The organism is Reichenbachiella sp. (genome assembly GCF_039944555.1).
GTDB lineage: Bacteria > Bacteroidota > Bacteroidia > Cytophagales > Cyclobacteriaceae > Reichenbachiella.
Genome location: NZ_JBDUYN010000004.1, coordinates 287,837 through 302,625, shown reverse-complemented (window position 1 = coordinate 302,625; position 14,789 = coordinate 287,837). Strand labels below are relative to the sequence as shown.

At 39.4% G+C, this 14,789-nt stretch carries 15 protein-coding genes; 6 read left to right on the top strand and 9 right to left on the bottom strand.

Annotated features, from left to right (window positions below; genetic code table 11):
- The first annotated feature begins 5 nt into the window (after positions 1-5).
- Positions 6-842 (top strand): lysophospholipase, encoded by an 837-nt coding sequence (locus tag ABJD64_RS02775; RefSeq protein WP_348177180.1) that lies wholly within the window; start codon positions 6-8, stop codon positions 840-842.
- 38 nt (positions 843-880) lie between these two features.
- Here the strand turns inward: ABJD64_RS02775 and ABJD64_RS02770 are convergent, their stop codons facing one another.
- The 8 genes from ABJD64_RS02770 to ABJD64_RS02735 all read right to left on the bottom strand — a co-directional run bounded on the left by ABJD64_RS02770 (position 881) and on the right by ABJD64_RS02735 (position 7,160).
- Positions 881-1,432: a hypothetical protein gene (locus tag ABJD64_RS02770; RefSeq protein WP_348177178.1), complete on the bottom strand. Its 552-nt coding sequence runs from the start codon at positions 1,430-1,432 to the stop codon at positions 881-883.
- A gap of 97 nt (positions 1,433-1,529) precedes the next feature.
- On the bottom strand, positions 1,530-2,303 hold the full coding sequence (locus tag ABJD64_RS02765; protein ID WP_348177176.1) for a helix-turn-helix transcriptional regulator: 774 nt from the start codon (positions 2,301-2,303) through the stop codon (positions 1,530-1,532).
- Positions 2,304-2,429: 126 nt separating this feature from the next.
- Positions 2,430-2,777 (bottom strand): nucleotide pyrophosphohydrolase, encoded by a 348-nt coding sequence (locus tag ABJD64_RS02760; protein ID WP_348177173.1) that lies wholly within the window; start codon positions 2,775-2,777, stop codon positions 2,430-2,432.
- Positions 2,777-3,229 carry a D-aminoacyl-tRNA deacylase gene (gene dtd / locus ABJD64_RS02755; protein ID WP_348177171.1) on the bottom strand — a complete coding sequence of 151 codons (453 nt, stop codon included), beginning with the start codon at positions 3,227-3,229 and terminating at the stop codon, positions 2,777-2,779. The genes ABJD64_RS02760 and dtd overlap by 1 nt, the downstream gene beginning before the upstream one ends.
- On the bottom strand, positions 3,201-3,908 hold the full coding sequence (locus ABJD64_RS02750) for an NAD-dependent epimerase/dehydratase family protein (RefSeq protein ID WP_348177169.1): 708 nt from the start codon (positions 3,906-3,908) through the stop codon (positions 3,201-3,203). Before ABJD64_RS02750 ends, dtd begins: the two co-directional genes overlap by 29 nt.
- Before the next feature lie 157 nt (positions 3,909-4,065).
- Entirely contained in the window at positions 4,066-4,323 is a 258-nt protein-coding gene (gene atpC, locus ABJD64_RS02745) for an ATP synthase F1 subunit epsilon (RefSeq protein WP_348177167.1), read from the bottom strand.
- An 8-nt stretch (positions 4,324-4,331) separates the two neighbouring features.
- On the bottom strand, positions 4,332-5,837 hold the full coding sequence (gene atpD / locus ABJD64_RS02740; protein ID WP_348177165.1) for a F0F1 ATP synthase subunit beta: 1,506 nt from the start codon (positions 5,835-5,837) through the stop codon (positions 4,332-4,334).
- 105 nt (positions 5,838-5,942) lie between these two features.
- Positions 5,943-7,160, bottom strand: coding sequence for a HAMP domain-containing sensor histidine kinase (locus ABJD64_RS02735; protein WP_348177163.1), 1,218 nt, complete (start codon positions 7,158-7,160; stop codon positions 5,943-5,945).
- A 139-nt stretch (positions 7,161-7,299) separates the two neighbouring features.
- On the opposite strand from ABJD64_RS02735, the gene ABJD64_RS02730 reads away from it, so the two are divergent.
- The 4 genes from ABJD64_RS02730 to ABJD64_RS02715 all read left to right on the top strand — a co-directional run bounded on the left by ABJD64_RS02730 (position 7,300) and on the right by ABJD64_RS02715 (position 13,432).
- Entirely contained in the window at positions 7,300-9,579 is a 2,280-nt protein-coding gene (locus tag ABJD64_RS02730; RefSeq protein ID WP_348177161.1) for a patatin-like phospholipase family protein, read from the top strand.
- 63 nt (positions 9,580-9,642) lie between these two features.
- Entirely contained in the window at positions 9,643-10,362 is a 720-nt protein-coding gene (locus tag ABJD64_RS02725) for an OmpA family protein (protein ID WP_348177159.1), read from the top strand.
- Between the two features lie 45 nt (positions 10,363-10,407).
- Positions 10,408-12,444, top strand: coding sequence for an OmpA family protein (locus tag ABJD64_RS02720; RefSeq protein WP_348177158.1), 2,037 nt, complete (start codon positions 10,408-10,410; stop codon positions 12,442-12,444).
- Positions 12,445-12,496: 52 nt separating this feature from the next.
- On the top strand, positions 12,497-13,432 hold the full coding sequence (locus tag ABJD64_RS02715; protein ID WP_348177156.1) for a LysR substrate-binding domain-containing protein: 936 nt from the start codon (positions 12,497-12,499) through the stop codon (positions 13,430-13,432).
- Here the strand turns inward: ABJD64_RS02715 and ABJD64_RS02710 are convergent.
- Positions 13,429-13,851 carry a hypothetical protein gene (locus tag ABJD64_RS02710; RefSeq protein ID WP_348177154.1) on the bottom strand — a complete coding sequence of 141 codons (423 nt, stop codon included), beginning with the start codon at positions 13,849-13,851 and terminating at the stop codon, positions 13,429-13,431. The two genes, ABJD64_RS02715 and ABJD64_RS02710, sit on opposite strands and share 4 nt — an antisense overlap.
- 97 nt (positions 13,852-13,948) lie before the next feature.
- Here ABJD64_RS02710 and ABJD64_RS02705 point away from each other — a divergent pair, with 97 nt between their 5' ends.
- A complete protein-coding gene (locus tag ABJD64_RS02705) occupies positions 13,949-14,785 on the top strand; it encodes an alpha/beta fold hydrolase (RefSeq protein WP_348177152.1) in 837 nt (278 codons plus the stop codon).
- Positions 14,786-14,789: the final 4 nt, after the last annotated feature.

Sequence of the window (14,789 nt, the reverse complement as noted above, 5' to 3'; positions counted from 1 at the left end):
TCCGAATGGAGGAAGTAGAAAGTTTCATCCTAACTGCCAAAGATGGCACCTCTCTCAACGGCCGTGAGTGGCTTGTAAATGAGCCGAAATCTATCATTTGCCTAATTCATGGGTTAGGCGAGCATTTGGGCCGATACGAGCATGTAGCAGAATTTCTGAATGCCTCAAAAGTTTCAGTTTTCGGTATCGACCTTCGTGGCCATGGTAAATCAGAAGGCAAACGAGGACACACTCCGTCGCACGAAATGCTTCTGGATGATGTGGAGGAATTACTGATGTACGCCAGGGCTGAGTACAACGATTTGCCAATTTTTCTCTACGGACATAGTTTAGGCGGCAACATTGTGGCCAATTATATTCTACAAAAGAACACTAATGAACTACAAGGAGCTATTATTTCCTCACCGTGGTTTGAACTCGCAGAAGAGCCAGCCGAGTGGCAAATCAAATTGGCCAAATTTTTCTCTGGTGTCCTTCCCTCGCTCACACAATCCAATCAGTTAGACATAAATCATCTAACCAACGACGATCAGGTAAATCAAGCCTACAAAAACGACTCTTTAGTTCATGGAAGAATCTCAACCCGAATGTTTACAGAATGTTACCAGGCTGGTCTATGGGCATTGGAAAATGCGCACAAAAACAAGATTCCACTATTGATCTACCACGGCACTGAAGATGCCATCACCTCCGCTAATGCATCAAAGATCTTTACAGAAAAAGCGGGTGATGACGTTACTTATCATCAATGGGAAGGCGTTAAACATGAGCCTCATAATGACTTCAAAAAAGAAGAACTATTCAAAACAATATTGAAATGGGTTTTGGACAAATCAGAATGAGTAACAAAACCGTGGCCTATCCATCCTTGAAACGATAATTATTCATTAATTCTATCAAAAGACATTATCCAATTGATCTCCCATTTGCCATTTTCTTCATCATAATAGGCTTGATCCCAATAGGCCCTATTTTCATCCAGGCTCTTCCATGTGAATCTAAGCTTCACTGTTTTTCCGTTAAACTCTTCTTGCCCATAAAACAATCCTACTCCATCTTTGAAGGAACCTTTAGTTTGCTCTGTAATACCCAAGTCAGGGTTCCAACTATCTACCCAATACAAAGTCCACTCCTTACGGCTTGGGCTATATGTTCTAATCGTATTGCCTTTGAATATTCTGCCTTCTCTTGACTTCATTTCGAACTCGTCCATATTACCAAATCCGTCGAGAATTTTCCAGCAATGGCTATAGGCAACCCATTCTGACCACTCATTATTTCCACTTAGTCTTTGCCTCAATATTTTGTTGGTTATTTTCCATTTTCCTATTAGAAAATCGAAGTCATTGGACATGACAACTGAGGAGCGAACAGTATCTTGGGCATTCACCGTGATCGGTGAAGCCGAGGATTCAGAACATAAAATACTCATCGTTAAAAAAAATATTACACTCTTCATAGTACGTATCAGCTAATTCTTCCATGCAAGAAAGCGTTCATAGTCAAGAAAAAATTGTAAAAAACGCTTGCTATGAGTAATAGTTCTTTGGGGTCTGCCCAGTGATGGATTGGAAATCTCTTGTGAAATGAGATTGATCGTGAAATTGAAACCTGTAGGCCAATCGTGTAAACGAGGTTTTAGGGTGTCTATTATAATACTCATCCAATGCTCCCACTCTAATGACCCTTTGAAATTCTTTTGGGGAAAGCCCTACCTCTGCTATAAATCTACTTCTAAATTGTGAGGTGCTAAGGTTCGATGCCACGGCGAGGTCCTTGATTCTACATATTCCCTTACGTTGAATTACAGTTTGCACAGCCGCTTCAATTGGTGAATATTTTAGATGGTACATGTGCCTGAGTAAAAAAGATTCCAACAGCTCGCATCTTTCCTCATGACTCCGTGCCATAAATATTCTATCAATTAAGACTTCGCCCTGTTGTCCCCATATGTCTGAAAGTGGTATCAGCTTATTCTTAAAATCGTCAATTGGGTTCGGGAAAAAATAACGATAACGGCCTGGTAAAAATTTCAATGAAAACATCTCAACTCCCTTTTCAGCAGCCATTGTGTAACCAAGGTTATAGGGTCCGCCTAAAAAAGCTTCTGGACGTTTTGTCCAACCATCAGTAAACGAAGTACTATGGTAAACTGATAGATTCAGTTGAAAAAAAACTTGTACTACTCCCAGTGGCAAGACTCGAAAAGGTCTTATTTCATTGTCCAATTCAAAAACCTCGAACCTATCCAAGTAATTTGTGAGTACTTTCGGCTGAAAAACTTTGGTAGGTGAGGTGCTCATTCTTTCAGAAAATTAGCATCAACTAACTAATATTACAAATGTGACTATCAGCGGTGGCGTTCGCTGGATACATCACTCCTAAATGTACCTTGAAATAAAAGAATCAAAATGCTCGAACTCCCATGACTAATTTTCGGGAGGCTTCTGTTTCCAAAGCTTCTTATTTTCCTTATGGCGAGTAGAGTCACGCTTGGTTTTCTTTTTGATATTATCTTCTAAAGCCTTAGTAAGATCCACACCCGTTTGATTGGCAAGACACAGTAGTACCCAAAGCACATCAGCCATTTCATCACCTAAATCCCCTTCTTCTGCTTTCGGCTTGAACGACTGATCTCCATATTTGCGAGATATAATTCGAGCCAATTCACCCACTTCTTCTGTAAGCACGGCAAGGTTAGTTAGTTCACTAAAGTAGCGAACTCCATATTTTTTGATCCAGTCATCTACCAATTGCTGTGCCTCTTCTATGGTCATTATTGCTTGTTTTTAGAATCTAAAAGAATAGTTACGGGCCCATCATTAGTCAAGGACACCTTCATATCGGCACCAAATTGGCCAGTTTGAATAGGCTTACCTAACCCCAACTCTAACTCCGCAATCAACTTCTCGTACAACGGGATGGCAGTTACAGGCTTGGCTGCTTTAATGTAAGACGGGCGGTTCCCTTTTTTGGTACTGGCCTGCAAGGTAAACTGGCTGATCAACAAAATATCTCCATTGATATCCATCACACTTTTGTTCATGACACCATTTTCGTCATCGAATATTCGAAGGTTAGTAATTTTTTTTGCAAGCCAATCTATGTCTTGCTGATCATCTTCCTCCTCAATTCCCAACAGAACCATTAGTCCTGCCCCGATTTTCCCTACTACTTTTTGATTGATTTTGACCGACGCTTCAGACGTCCGCTGTAACACTGTTATCACCTTTATATTCTTTGGTGCGTGCAATTCTTTTCATCTCTAGAGGCTTGTGAACGTGTATTCCAGTCTCACCGCTAAGTGCTACGTAAAACATGGATTTTGCGACTTCACTTCCTTCAATGGCCCAAAATTTTAATCTTGATCCAATGATAAAAAATGAAAGCACACCGGAGGCGATTTTGGCTATTTCCTCCCAAAGTCTGAAATGCTGCCTGTACCCAAGAAGTAAAGAGGGCTGAAAAATATGTAATGCCCTTATGTTAAGTTCTTTCAGAGCATCTTCAACTTGTCCTTTTACGGCGTTGTAGAATAAACCAGACTGTGCATTGGCGCCATAAGAAGAAACCATATGAAACTGATCACACTGACTATCTTCCATTGACATTTTGGCCAACTCCAAAGTATAAGTAAAATCCACACGATAGAATGCTTCTTTCGACTTGGCCATTTCCATGGTGGTCCCAATACAGCAATAGTAATCATTCGCAGTGATCTGATCTTTATAATTAGCCAGATCGTCGAAGTTGATCAACAACTCTTCAATTCGGTTATCTTTCACACCTGGGGAACTCCTCCCCAAAATCAATATTTTTGAGTAATGATCATTCTCCAAAAGCACGTTTAAGAGCTCTCTACCTACCAATCCGGTAGCACCTACGATCAATGCTGTTTTGCCTGACATGTAATTCTAATTAGAAGTCGATTAAATTAGATACTTAGCCAACAAGATACAAAAAATTCATAAACTTATTGACAAATTATGAGCTTGCAGAAAAGGTTTGGACACAAAAAAAGCCATGAAACAATTTCATGGCTTAGTCTATATTTTATGCCAGACCTTACTCTCCGATTTTCTCGGCCAGCACCAAAATTTTGTTGTTTAGCACCTCCACTACACCACCGTCTATACTGAAATGTATCTCTTCAGTTTTCTTTTCATGAATTTTTACAATCTTCACATCTCCTTTTCCAATTGAACTGACCAAAGGTGCGTGATCATTTAGAACTTGAAAAGATCCATCGCTTCCAGGAAACATAGCAGAATCTACTTCTCCTTCAAAAACGTTTTCGTCCGGTGTGATTATTTCTAAATACATAGTTTCAATTATTTAGCTTCAGCTAATAATTTTTCTCCTTTTGCTATCGCTTGATCAATATCTCCCACGAGGTTGAAAGCAGCTTCGGGCAAGTGATCCAATTCACCATCCATGATCATGCTAAAGCCCTTGATGGTGTCTTTAATATCTACCAACACGCCTTGCAGACCTGTGAACTGTTCTGCCACATGGAATGGTTGTGAAAGGAATCTTTGTACTCTTCGTGCTCTGTGCACGACTTCCTTGTCCTCATCAGACAATTCGTCCATACCCAAAATGGCAATAATGTCTTGCAACTCTTTATACCTCTGAAGAATCTCGATTACGCGCTGCGCACATCCATAGTGCTCTTCGCCTACTATCTCTTCAGACAAAATTCTTGAAGTAGAATCTAAAGGATCTACCGCAGGGTAAATTCCAAGCTCAGCGATTTTTCTTGAAAGTACGGTAGTTGCATCTAAGTGAGCAAATGTTGTAGCGGGTGCTGGATCAGTCAAGTCATCCGCAGGTACGTATACAGCCTGAACCGAGGTTATAGATCCTTTCTTTGTGGAAGTAATTCTTTCTTGCATTGCTCCCATCTCTGTTGCTAACGTAGGCTGATATCCTACTGCTGATGGCATACGGCCTAAAAGGGCTGACACCTCAGATCCAGCCTGAGTGAACCTAAAGATGTTGTCTACAAAGAAAAGAATATCTTTTCCCTGACCTTCACCATCCCCATCTCTGAAGTACTCAGCGACAGTAAGACCAGAAAGAGCAACTCTAGCTCTTGCCCCTGGAGGCTCATTCATCTGACCAAAAACGAAGGTTGCTTTTGAGTCACCTAATTTTTTCTTATCAACTTTAGATAGATCCCATCCACCTTTCTCCATTGACTCAAGGAATTCATCACCGTAGTTTACAATTCCTGACTCAATCATCTCACGAAGTAAATCGTTTCCTTCCCTTGTTCTTTCACCAACACCAGCAAATACAGAAAGTCCACCGTGTCCTTTAGCAATATTGTTGATCAATTCCTGAATCAATACCGTTTTACCAACACCAGCACCACCAAACAATCCAATTTTACCACCTTTTGAATAAGGTTCAATCAAGTCTATTACTTTAATACCGGTATAAAGAACTTCAGTAGAAGTTGACAATTCTTCAAATGGCGGAGCAGATCTGTGGATAGGAAGGGATTTTTTTCCTTCTGGTTGTTCTATTCCATCAATGGCTTCACCGATCACGTTGAACAACCGACCTTTGATGTCTTCTCCTATTGGCATAGTGATTGCCTTACCAGTATCAGTTACTTTCATACCTCTGGTCAAACCTTCGGTACCTTCCATTGCTATGGTTCTTACTCTGTCTTCGCCTAAATGCTGCTGGCATTCCAACACTACTTTTTGTCCGTTTTCTTTTGTTACGTACAGAGCGTCCAAAATATCCGGAACCTTAGAACCATCAGCTTCGAAGCTTACATCTACCACTGGGCCAATTACTTGTGTGATTTTACCACTATTTGCCATTACTTGATTGTTTATTTCAATGAAAAATTGTGTCCTGTTTTTTCAAAGTGCGAAGTTAAGGTAATAATTAGTTTTTCCCCAAGTATCGCATTTCTTTTTGAACGATTATGATTTTAATGAAATTCTAAAGGTAGTCCCCCGATTCACATCAGATCTCTTTACAAAAATTTTACCCTTATGATAATTTTCAATGATCCGTTTGACTAGTGTCAAGCCTAACCCCCATCCTCTTTTTTTTGTGGTGAAACCCGGCTGAAATATTTTCTGTACTCCAGACTTTGAAATGCCTTTACCTGTATCGGAGATGTCAATAATGATATGTCCTTCGTTCGCCTTCAGTATTTTGATATGGATTTTTCCTTCACCACCCATGGCGTCTACAGCATTCTTACATAGATTTTCAATTACCCATTCAAATAGAGGCTTGTTGATGTTTGCTTCCAAATCTTTGTTTGGAAAGCATACCAAAGTGAACTCAACCCTGGTAGAGATTCTCTTTTTCAGATAGCTCATGGTCTCTTCAATAAGATTGTACACGTTAGTACTTTGCAGAATGGGCTCGGATCCAATATTCGAGAATCTTGAGGTTATCATATTTAGCCGTTCCACATCCTTTTCGAGCTCCACGATCATCTCCATATCCTTAAGTTTCTCATCAGACTTCAGGTATTCCACCCAAGCCATCAAAGAAGATAAGGGAGTACCTAATTGATGGGCTGTTTCTTTCGCCAAACCTACCCATACCTTGTTCTGCTCGGCGGCCTTCGAATAGTTGAAGACAAGAAAGGCAATCATTCCAAAAATACCGATAACCAGTAATTGAGTAAGTGGGTAATATTTTAGCTGGGTGAGCAATAAAGAGTTCTTGTAATAGATAAACTGATAACCAGTAATACTTCCATCTCGTCTTAATGTGACCAACAGAGGCTCATGCTCCTCTTCCATTTCTCTTATCTCATTAAGCAATATCCGATTACGTTCCTTTCTAGTTGCCGCTCTATCAGCAGCAGCAATATTTTTATACTCCAAAGGGTTTCCAAGTTCATCCGCCATTACCACTGGGATACTCTTGTTCGACAGAATAATTTCATCGAAGATAAAATTGAGGTCGGAATTGTTTTCCTGATTAGCGAAATATTCCAATGTATTGGCATAAAGAGCGATCAACTTTTCCTCCCTTGATTTAATCTGCTCGACCAATATATTGGTATAGTAGATTGATACAATACTTATTATAATGGATATACCTAACACAACCCATTTGAATTTGGATCGGTTTCTATATAAATCTAATTGGGTGCTGTCGTAAAGTTTTGAAGCCATATTCAATGTGAGCCTGCACGGCAAATATAAGTTTTGAAATAGGTTTGCCTAGTTTATTTTTAACTTTTACAGTCTCATGTCATTCGTTTGAAATATTTTTAGAGCCCATTATTAAACTTCAACTATATATTCACCACCTGTGAAGCTCAATATATTAATCTTCCTGGTTTTCATTTCATTCTCCACCAACGCACAAACAGTGGCCCTCGTACTCAGTGGTGGCGGCGCTAAAGGAATTGCACATGCCGGAGTACTCAAGGCCCTAGAAGAGCACCAAATTCCCATAGATTATATTGTGGGAACATCCATGGGCAGTGTGGTTGGTGGCTTTTATGCAGCAGGGTATTCACCTGATCAAATTAAAGATCTGGCTCTATCACAAGATTTGCAGGACTGGGTAGATGGTATTGTGAACGAAGATTATCAATATAGTTTTGATCCAGCTCCAATTGACCCTTCCTGGCTTACTGTCAAACTTGATTTTGATTCGGTATTCGCAGCAAGTCTAGACCCTTCTCTAGACAGAGACTACGTATTAAATATCAATCTTGCCGAGAAACTGCAACACGCCTCTTATGTATCACAAGGAAACTATGACAGTCTACTAGTTCCTTTTCGTGCCATAGCTTCCAATATCTTTATGGAAGAGGAAATTGTAATGAATCGCGGAGTTTTGTATGAATCTGTACGCGCATCTATGGCCATCCCTTTACTCTATCGACCTGTTCGGGTGAATGGAGAGCTACTTTTTGACGGAGGTGTATATGACAATTTCCCAATCACTCCTGCCCGACGAGAATTTAACCCTGATGTCATCATTGGAGTCAATGTGGGAAGCAAAGTTTTAGATCAATACCCAAAAAACTATGATGAAAAATTGCTGGCCGAGTCAATTCTTTTTTTTATGCTAAATAAAGGAAATCCATCTTTACTAGATAGTACAGATGTTTTTTTAGATATAAAGCTATCAGAATATAGTACACTCGATTTTAATAAAGCCAAAGAAATCTATGAGATAGGTTATCATACGACCATGGTTCAAATGGATGAAATACTGTCAAAGATTCCAAATCGTGTGACCCAGCAAGAAATAAATGAGCGAAGAAAAAAATTTCTTGATCAATCCATTCAGGACACATTCGATGAAGTAATAGTTGAAGGTTTCAGTGAAAAAAAATCGCGATATATAAAAAGCATTTTCAAGAATAATGAACCTCTTGACTTTGAGCAGGCTAAATCTGGGTATTATCGATTAATTAACAACGATTATTTCATTAACGTCTTTCCTAGCTATACGAGAGGGGAAAAATATACATTCAGGCTCAGTGGTAGATCCAACCCAAGACTTAAAGCCAAAATTGGTGGTAACCTTACTTCACGCAATACCTCATACCTTTATCTAGGTCTGGATTTCAAACGATTGTCCGGTATACTAGAAGAATACACCGCTAATTTTTTTGCAGGGCCGTTTTATGAGTCGTTTTTACTTCGAAACAGGATTACCCTACCAGGTAGAAATTCTTTTACTTTTGGCCCTACGATCTCTATCAATCATAGAGATTATCTAAATCTCACAGATTATTTACTTGGCAAACCTGATTTGACGGTTGTGGATAGGGTAGACAGAGGATTTGGTCTGTTTTTTGGATTTCCGTTAAGCCGAAAAGTTGGCTTTAGCGCCAAGACCACTTATGTCCTGAACAAGGACAAATTCAGCAATTTTGCACGGGTCAATACGAACGAGAGCCTCGATGAATTGAAGCTTAATGGCTATCGGATTAATGCAAAAATTTATCACAACAGCCTAAACTATCGTCAGTTTGCGTCACGGGGGTCGGAATTTGAATTGAGCATAAATCAATATTTTATTGAAAGCACATATTCTCCCGGCACCACTTCAACAATACCTAATTCTGATAATGACAATATTAGATGGTATAGGGCTAAATTGGCGAGCAAGATCTTTTTTGAGCTAGGTAAAAAATACAGTATCGGGACTGAATTACAGGCAGCATATTCAAACCAGCCGGTATTGGGCACACTGCAAAGTACAATCATGAATTTCCCCGGATTTTATCCACTACAAGATAGTCGTACGTTGCTCTTGGAAAAATTCAGAAGTCGGAAGTATTTGGCTCTAGGTTTAAAAAATGTTTGGTCTCCTAACAAGAGTCTGCAATTAAGACTTGAAGGATATGTCTTTAACCCAGTCGAGAACTTATCTGGTGTTGAAGGTGAAAGAGCAACATTGACAACCGACTGGATTAATCCTTCATATGCAGCTACAACCGGAATAGTATATCATTCACTCATCGGTCCTATTGGCTTCCATGTCAACTACTACGACGATGCTCAGCATCCTTGGGGAGCCTTTTTACAAATAGGCTATCTTCTTTTCAACGATCATTCCTTAGAGTAATTTTTAAAATATCGCTAAATTACGTGCTGTCGAACTTTTGATTCTACAATATCTGCTTGAACTATGAAAATTGCATTCTCAAAAAGCGCTCTTTGTTTAATAGCCATATTCCATTTGGTTTCTTATGCTGTTCCGGTCATTGGTCAGTCTCACGAAGAGGGTACTCTGATTAGAGTGACTGGTGCCGTTTTGGACAAAGAGTCTAAGACTCCAATTATTGCCAATGTATTCTATGAAAAATTGCCTTATTACGATGACATGGGCATTGCGGCCACAAATGAGCAAAATGGAGTATATGAGTTATTTATGCTCGAAAATATCAAATACATTATCAACGTAAAGGCCGATGGTTACAAAACCATCAGTGAAGAAATGGACGTAACAGACAACGGCACCCAATTGATTGAGAAAAATTTTGCGATGGTGCCAGATGCGGCTCATGAGAAATTTAACCTGCATAACTTGATATTTGCCAGAGGTAGAGCCATTATAGATGAATCATCCTATACGGAACTTAACGATTTTGTTGTCTGGTTAGAGCAAAGACCAGCAATTAATATTCAATTGGAGGGACATACAGACTTTCAGGGCAACGCTGACGCCAACCTAAAACTATCTCAAGAACGCGTTGATGCTGTAAAAGAGTATCTTACAAAAAAAGGAGTTAAGAAGGTTCGAATTCGTACCAAAGCTTATGGTGGAACCCAACCGCTGACCAGGGAAAGAACCCCAGAAGCCCGTACCTCTAACCGTCGGGTAGAAGTTAGAATACTCAAGCAATAAAAAATTGAATATCTTTATTCCCACTCAGAAAAATTGTTATCCTCAATGAGAAACATAATCACTCTTTTAGCTGCCGTTGTCATTTCTTCTCAGCTATTTGCCCAAGAAACTGTTAAGTGGGCATCTGAGGTCATGCATGTAACCTCTGAAACAACGGCACTTCAATATGCCGCAAGTCAGGTTCTTCACTCACCAAATGTATATCCAAAAGGAGGGGAAAGTCCAAATGCGTGGAGGCCTGCTAGGCCTGACAATGATGAGTATATCGTAGTTAAATTTGATGCTCCAATCAGAGCACAACAAATCGCAATTGCAGAAACTGAAAACCCAGGAGCCATATCCAAGGTCTATGCTTATGACTCTTTAGACAACGAATATGTGATCTTTGACCTTAACCCCAGACCAATTCCACTGCAGAGTAGGTTGCTCAACCTGTTTTTCGAAAAAACGCCTTACAGGATCGCTTATATTCGGGTAGACATAAAAGGTGGGAATGTACCAGGCTTTAACAGTATTGATGCTATTGGGTTATCCTCGTCAAATATTCCGATCAGTGTATTGATAGACTTGGCCAAAAACGTGAACGAAGAGCTAAGCACTGAAAAGCTAAGCGAAAATGTGAATAGTCAATATTTGGAACAAAGCCCTATTCTATCACCTGACGGAAAAACGTTATTCTTTAGTAGAAGAGGTCACCCTGACAATGTAGGTGGTGTGGATGACAACGAGGACATCTGGTACTCTGAGTTGAACGAAGAAACACAAGAATGGTTACCAGCTAAAAATCTTGGTCCTCCGCTTAATACACCCGGACCCAATTTCATTTGCTCGATCACTCAGGTCGGTGACGAAACCATATTGCTGCTTGGTAACAGATATGAGAAGAGAGGAAGGATGTCTCAAGGAATTTCAATGAGTAGAAGCAAGGGTGAAGGGAAATGGGAAAAACCAACCAATTTGAATATTACCAACGACTACAATTATTCTGAAAAGGTGGATTATTACATGAGTCAGGATACCAAGGTAGTCCTAATGGCAGTTGAGCGCGACGACACATATGGAGACCGTGACATTTATGTCTCGTTTGTTGGGTTAGATGGTCAATGGTCTGAGCCAAAAAATCTTGGAAATAAAATTAACTCAGCTGATGTTGAGAGAAGCCCCTTTCTTCATCATGATGGGGAAACGCTATATTTCTCTTCCAAAGGTTTTAGAGGTTATGGAGGAGCTGACATATATGTGTCCAAGAGGTTGGACGATACTTGGACAAACTGGTCACAACCAGAAAATCTAGGGAAAGGTGTAAATGGCCCTGACGATGACACTTACTTCAACATACCTTCTACAGGTAGCCATGCCTATTTTACCCGAGGTAAAGCAGACGAAAACACAGATGTGTTCAGATTTAGAATAGACGAACTATTTATAGAACCTACAGACGAGCCAGTAATAGACGCTTCTGAAATTTTTGTGACCATACATGGTAAAGTATTCGATTCAAAAACCAACGAATCTATAGTAAGTAGCGTGTTGGTAGAAAGACTACCCGACGGTGTAACAATAGGTCAGACAGATACTAATGAGTATGGAGAATTTGTTTTCAAGGTGCGCCCTGGAGCCACCTATGGCATTCTGGCTCAAAAAGAAGGATATCTTTCACAGAATGAAAATGTAGATCTCAATGAAGTAATTGAAATCACTGATCTTCAAAAAGATTTATTTTTATCGCCAATTGAGAAGGGAGTAGCAATAGCACTCAACAATATATTCTTTGATTTTGATAAATCAGATCTCAAAACTTCTTCGTATTCTGAACTCGAAAGAGTATTGAAATTACTGCAAGAAAATAAAATTGAAAAAATAGAAATTTCAGGTCATACGGATTCAATTGGTGATGACGACTACAACTTAAACTTGTCACAAAGAAGAGCTTGGTCAGTATATAGCTATTTTATTGCCAACGGCATCCACTCATCAAGACTCGAATCTGTAGGATACGGTGAAACTTTGCCAAAAGTACCAAACAACACCAAAGCAAATCAGGCCATAAACCGTCGGGTAGAATTCAAAATAATTGATTAACTCATGAGGCTCGATTTTCGAGCCTTTTTTTATCACTCTTATTCGTACAAATTTGACACTAGTACAACTTGAATATATTATTGCACTGGACAATCATCGACATTTTGCTGTAGCAGCAGAAAAATGCTTCGTGACACAGCCTACGCTCAGTATGCAAATTCAAAAACTGGAAGACATCTTAGGCGTAATCTTATTTGATCGGTCAAAGCACCCAATTGAGCCAACAGAAATTGGTGTACAAATAATAGAGCAAGCAAGAATTATTATTGCCGAGTCCAAAAAAATTGATGAAATCATTGATGACGAAAAACATGAAATTCGTGGAGACGTTAAGATTGGTGTAATACCAACATTAGCTCCCTATCTTATTCCTCTTTTCATTTCACCGTTTATTGAAAAATATCCCAAGATTAATCTTCAGGTAAGTGAGCACATGACTGACGGCATGCTTGATCTTCTAAAAAAAGATCAATTAGATATTGGCTTGATGGTAACTCCCCTCAATGTTGATAGCATGCAGGAAATACCATTATTCTATGAAGAGTTTTTAGCTTACATTTCGCATCGACACCCCTTATACGAACACAAGGCCGTAGCATCTTCAGAATTGAAAAATGAGGGGTTGTGGATATTGGACGAAGGACATTGTTTTAGAAGCCAAACACTCAACATCTGCAACGCCAAAAAGGCCGATCGATATAACAATAGGGTTCTCTATGAAAGTGGCTCGCTAGAGTCATTAAAAAGATTGGTAGACAGACGGGGTGGTTATACACTGTTACCAGAACTGTTCACATTGGATTTAAACAAAGACGAACGATCTAAGTTGCGCAAATTTTTGGACCCAATACCGACAAGAGAAGTAGGGTTGGTTGTAAAGAAAAGCTATGTCAAGAAAAAACTACTTGAAGCCCTACACAAAGAAATTCTTGCCAATTTGCCCCCAATTATGGTTAGCAGGAAGAATACTAATGTGATCAAAATTTAGTTAATCAACAATCCGGATAACAATGTAGCGGCTCCGTCAATGATCGCCTGTCCGAAAGACTGATAGGGATTACCGGAAGGGTTAAAACTATCATATCTTGTCTGTCCGTTCGGATGTGTATTAATTGGAGCAGTTGGGCGGATTGTATGATACTGGGTATTCCCATTCTTATCAACAAAGTAAACGTCATCGTGCGTACCCCCTGCTCTGTTTACAGAGATCACCTGCATGCCCTGAAACTTTTGAGGTCGATATTGGCTACCAAACCCGTAGCCATATTTAACATCTTCTATTTGAAAAGTCTTGACCGTTTTCTTTTTATACTTCTTTAAATCTTCACGGTGATAAGGTCGATATTGGCAGCAGGCCAGTTTAGTTAACATGACCAGAAATAGTGTAAGTAGAGCGAATTTCTTCATCTTTTATGTTTTTTAATAAAAAAGCAAAAATTAGGCCATTCACTTAATCCAAAGCCAATTAATTTGTGGAGCCTGCTTATTTCCGCTATTTTGAGATATGGAAAAGTTTATCTGGATTGGTCTCGGAGTTTACTTTTTTCTTTCGGTACTTGTCTATCTGGTTCAGGAATATTTCATGTTTCATCCTGAAAAACTTCCTGAAGACTTTGAATATAAATATGAAGTCCCTTTCGAAGAGCATTTTTTTGATGTGGAAGAAGGAGTCAGAATAAACGGACTGCACTTTACGGTGAAACAGTCTAAGGGTATAGTCATTTACTTTCATGGTAATACCAGAAGCATTAAAGGATGGAGTAAATATTCTAAGGACTTCACTCGTAATGACTACGAGGTATTGCTTATTGACTATCGAGGTTTCGGAAAAAGTACAGGAAAACGTGCAGAGAAGGCCATTTACAGAGATAGTCAATATGTTTATAACCAGGTAAGGGCCTGGTATCCGGAGAAAAAAATTGTGATATATGGTCGATCCATGGGCTCGGGTTTCGCGGCCAAGCTCGCTTCGAAAAATCGACCAAAAATGCTCATCTTAGATGCACCTTATTATAGTTTATCACAGCTCACCTCACGATGGTTATTCTTCCTACCATTATCTATTTTACTCAAGTATCACATCCGAACGGATATCTGGATTAAGTATGTGAGATGCCCAGTTTATATTATCCATGGTACGAAAGATGGGCTAATTCCATACCGATCTAGTGTTCGATTGCGCAAAGAAGCACCATTGACCACTCGATTGATACCTATTCACGGAGGAAAACACAATAATCTTACTTCTTTCAATGAATATCATAACCACCTAGACGAAATTCTTCAAGAAAAGCATGATCTAATATTCGACAAATCACTAAAAGACTTTCTCGATTTTTAGTTAT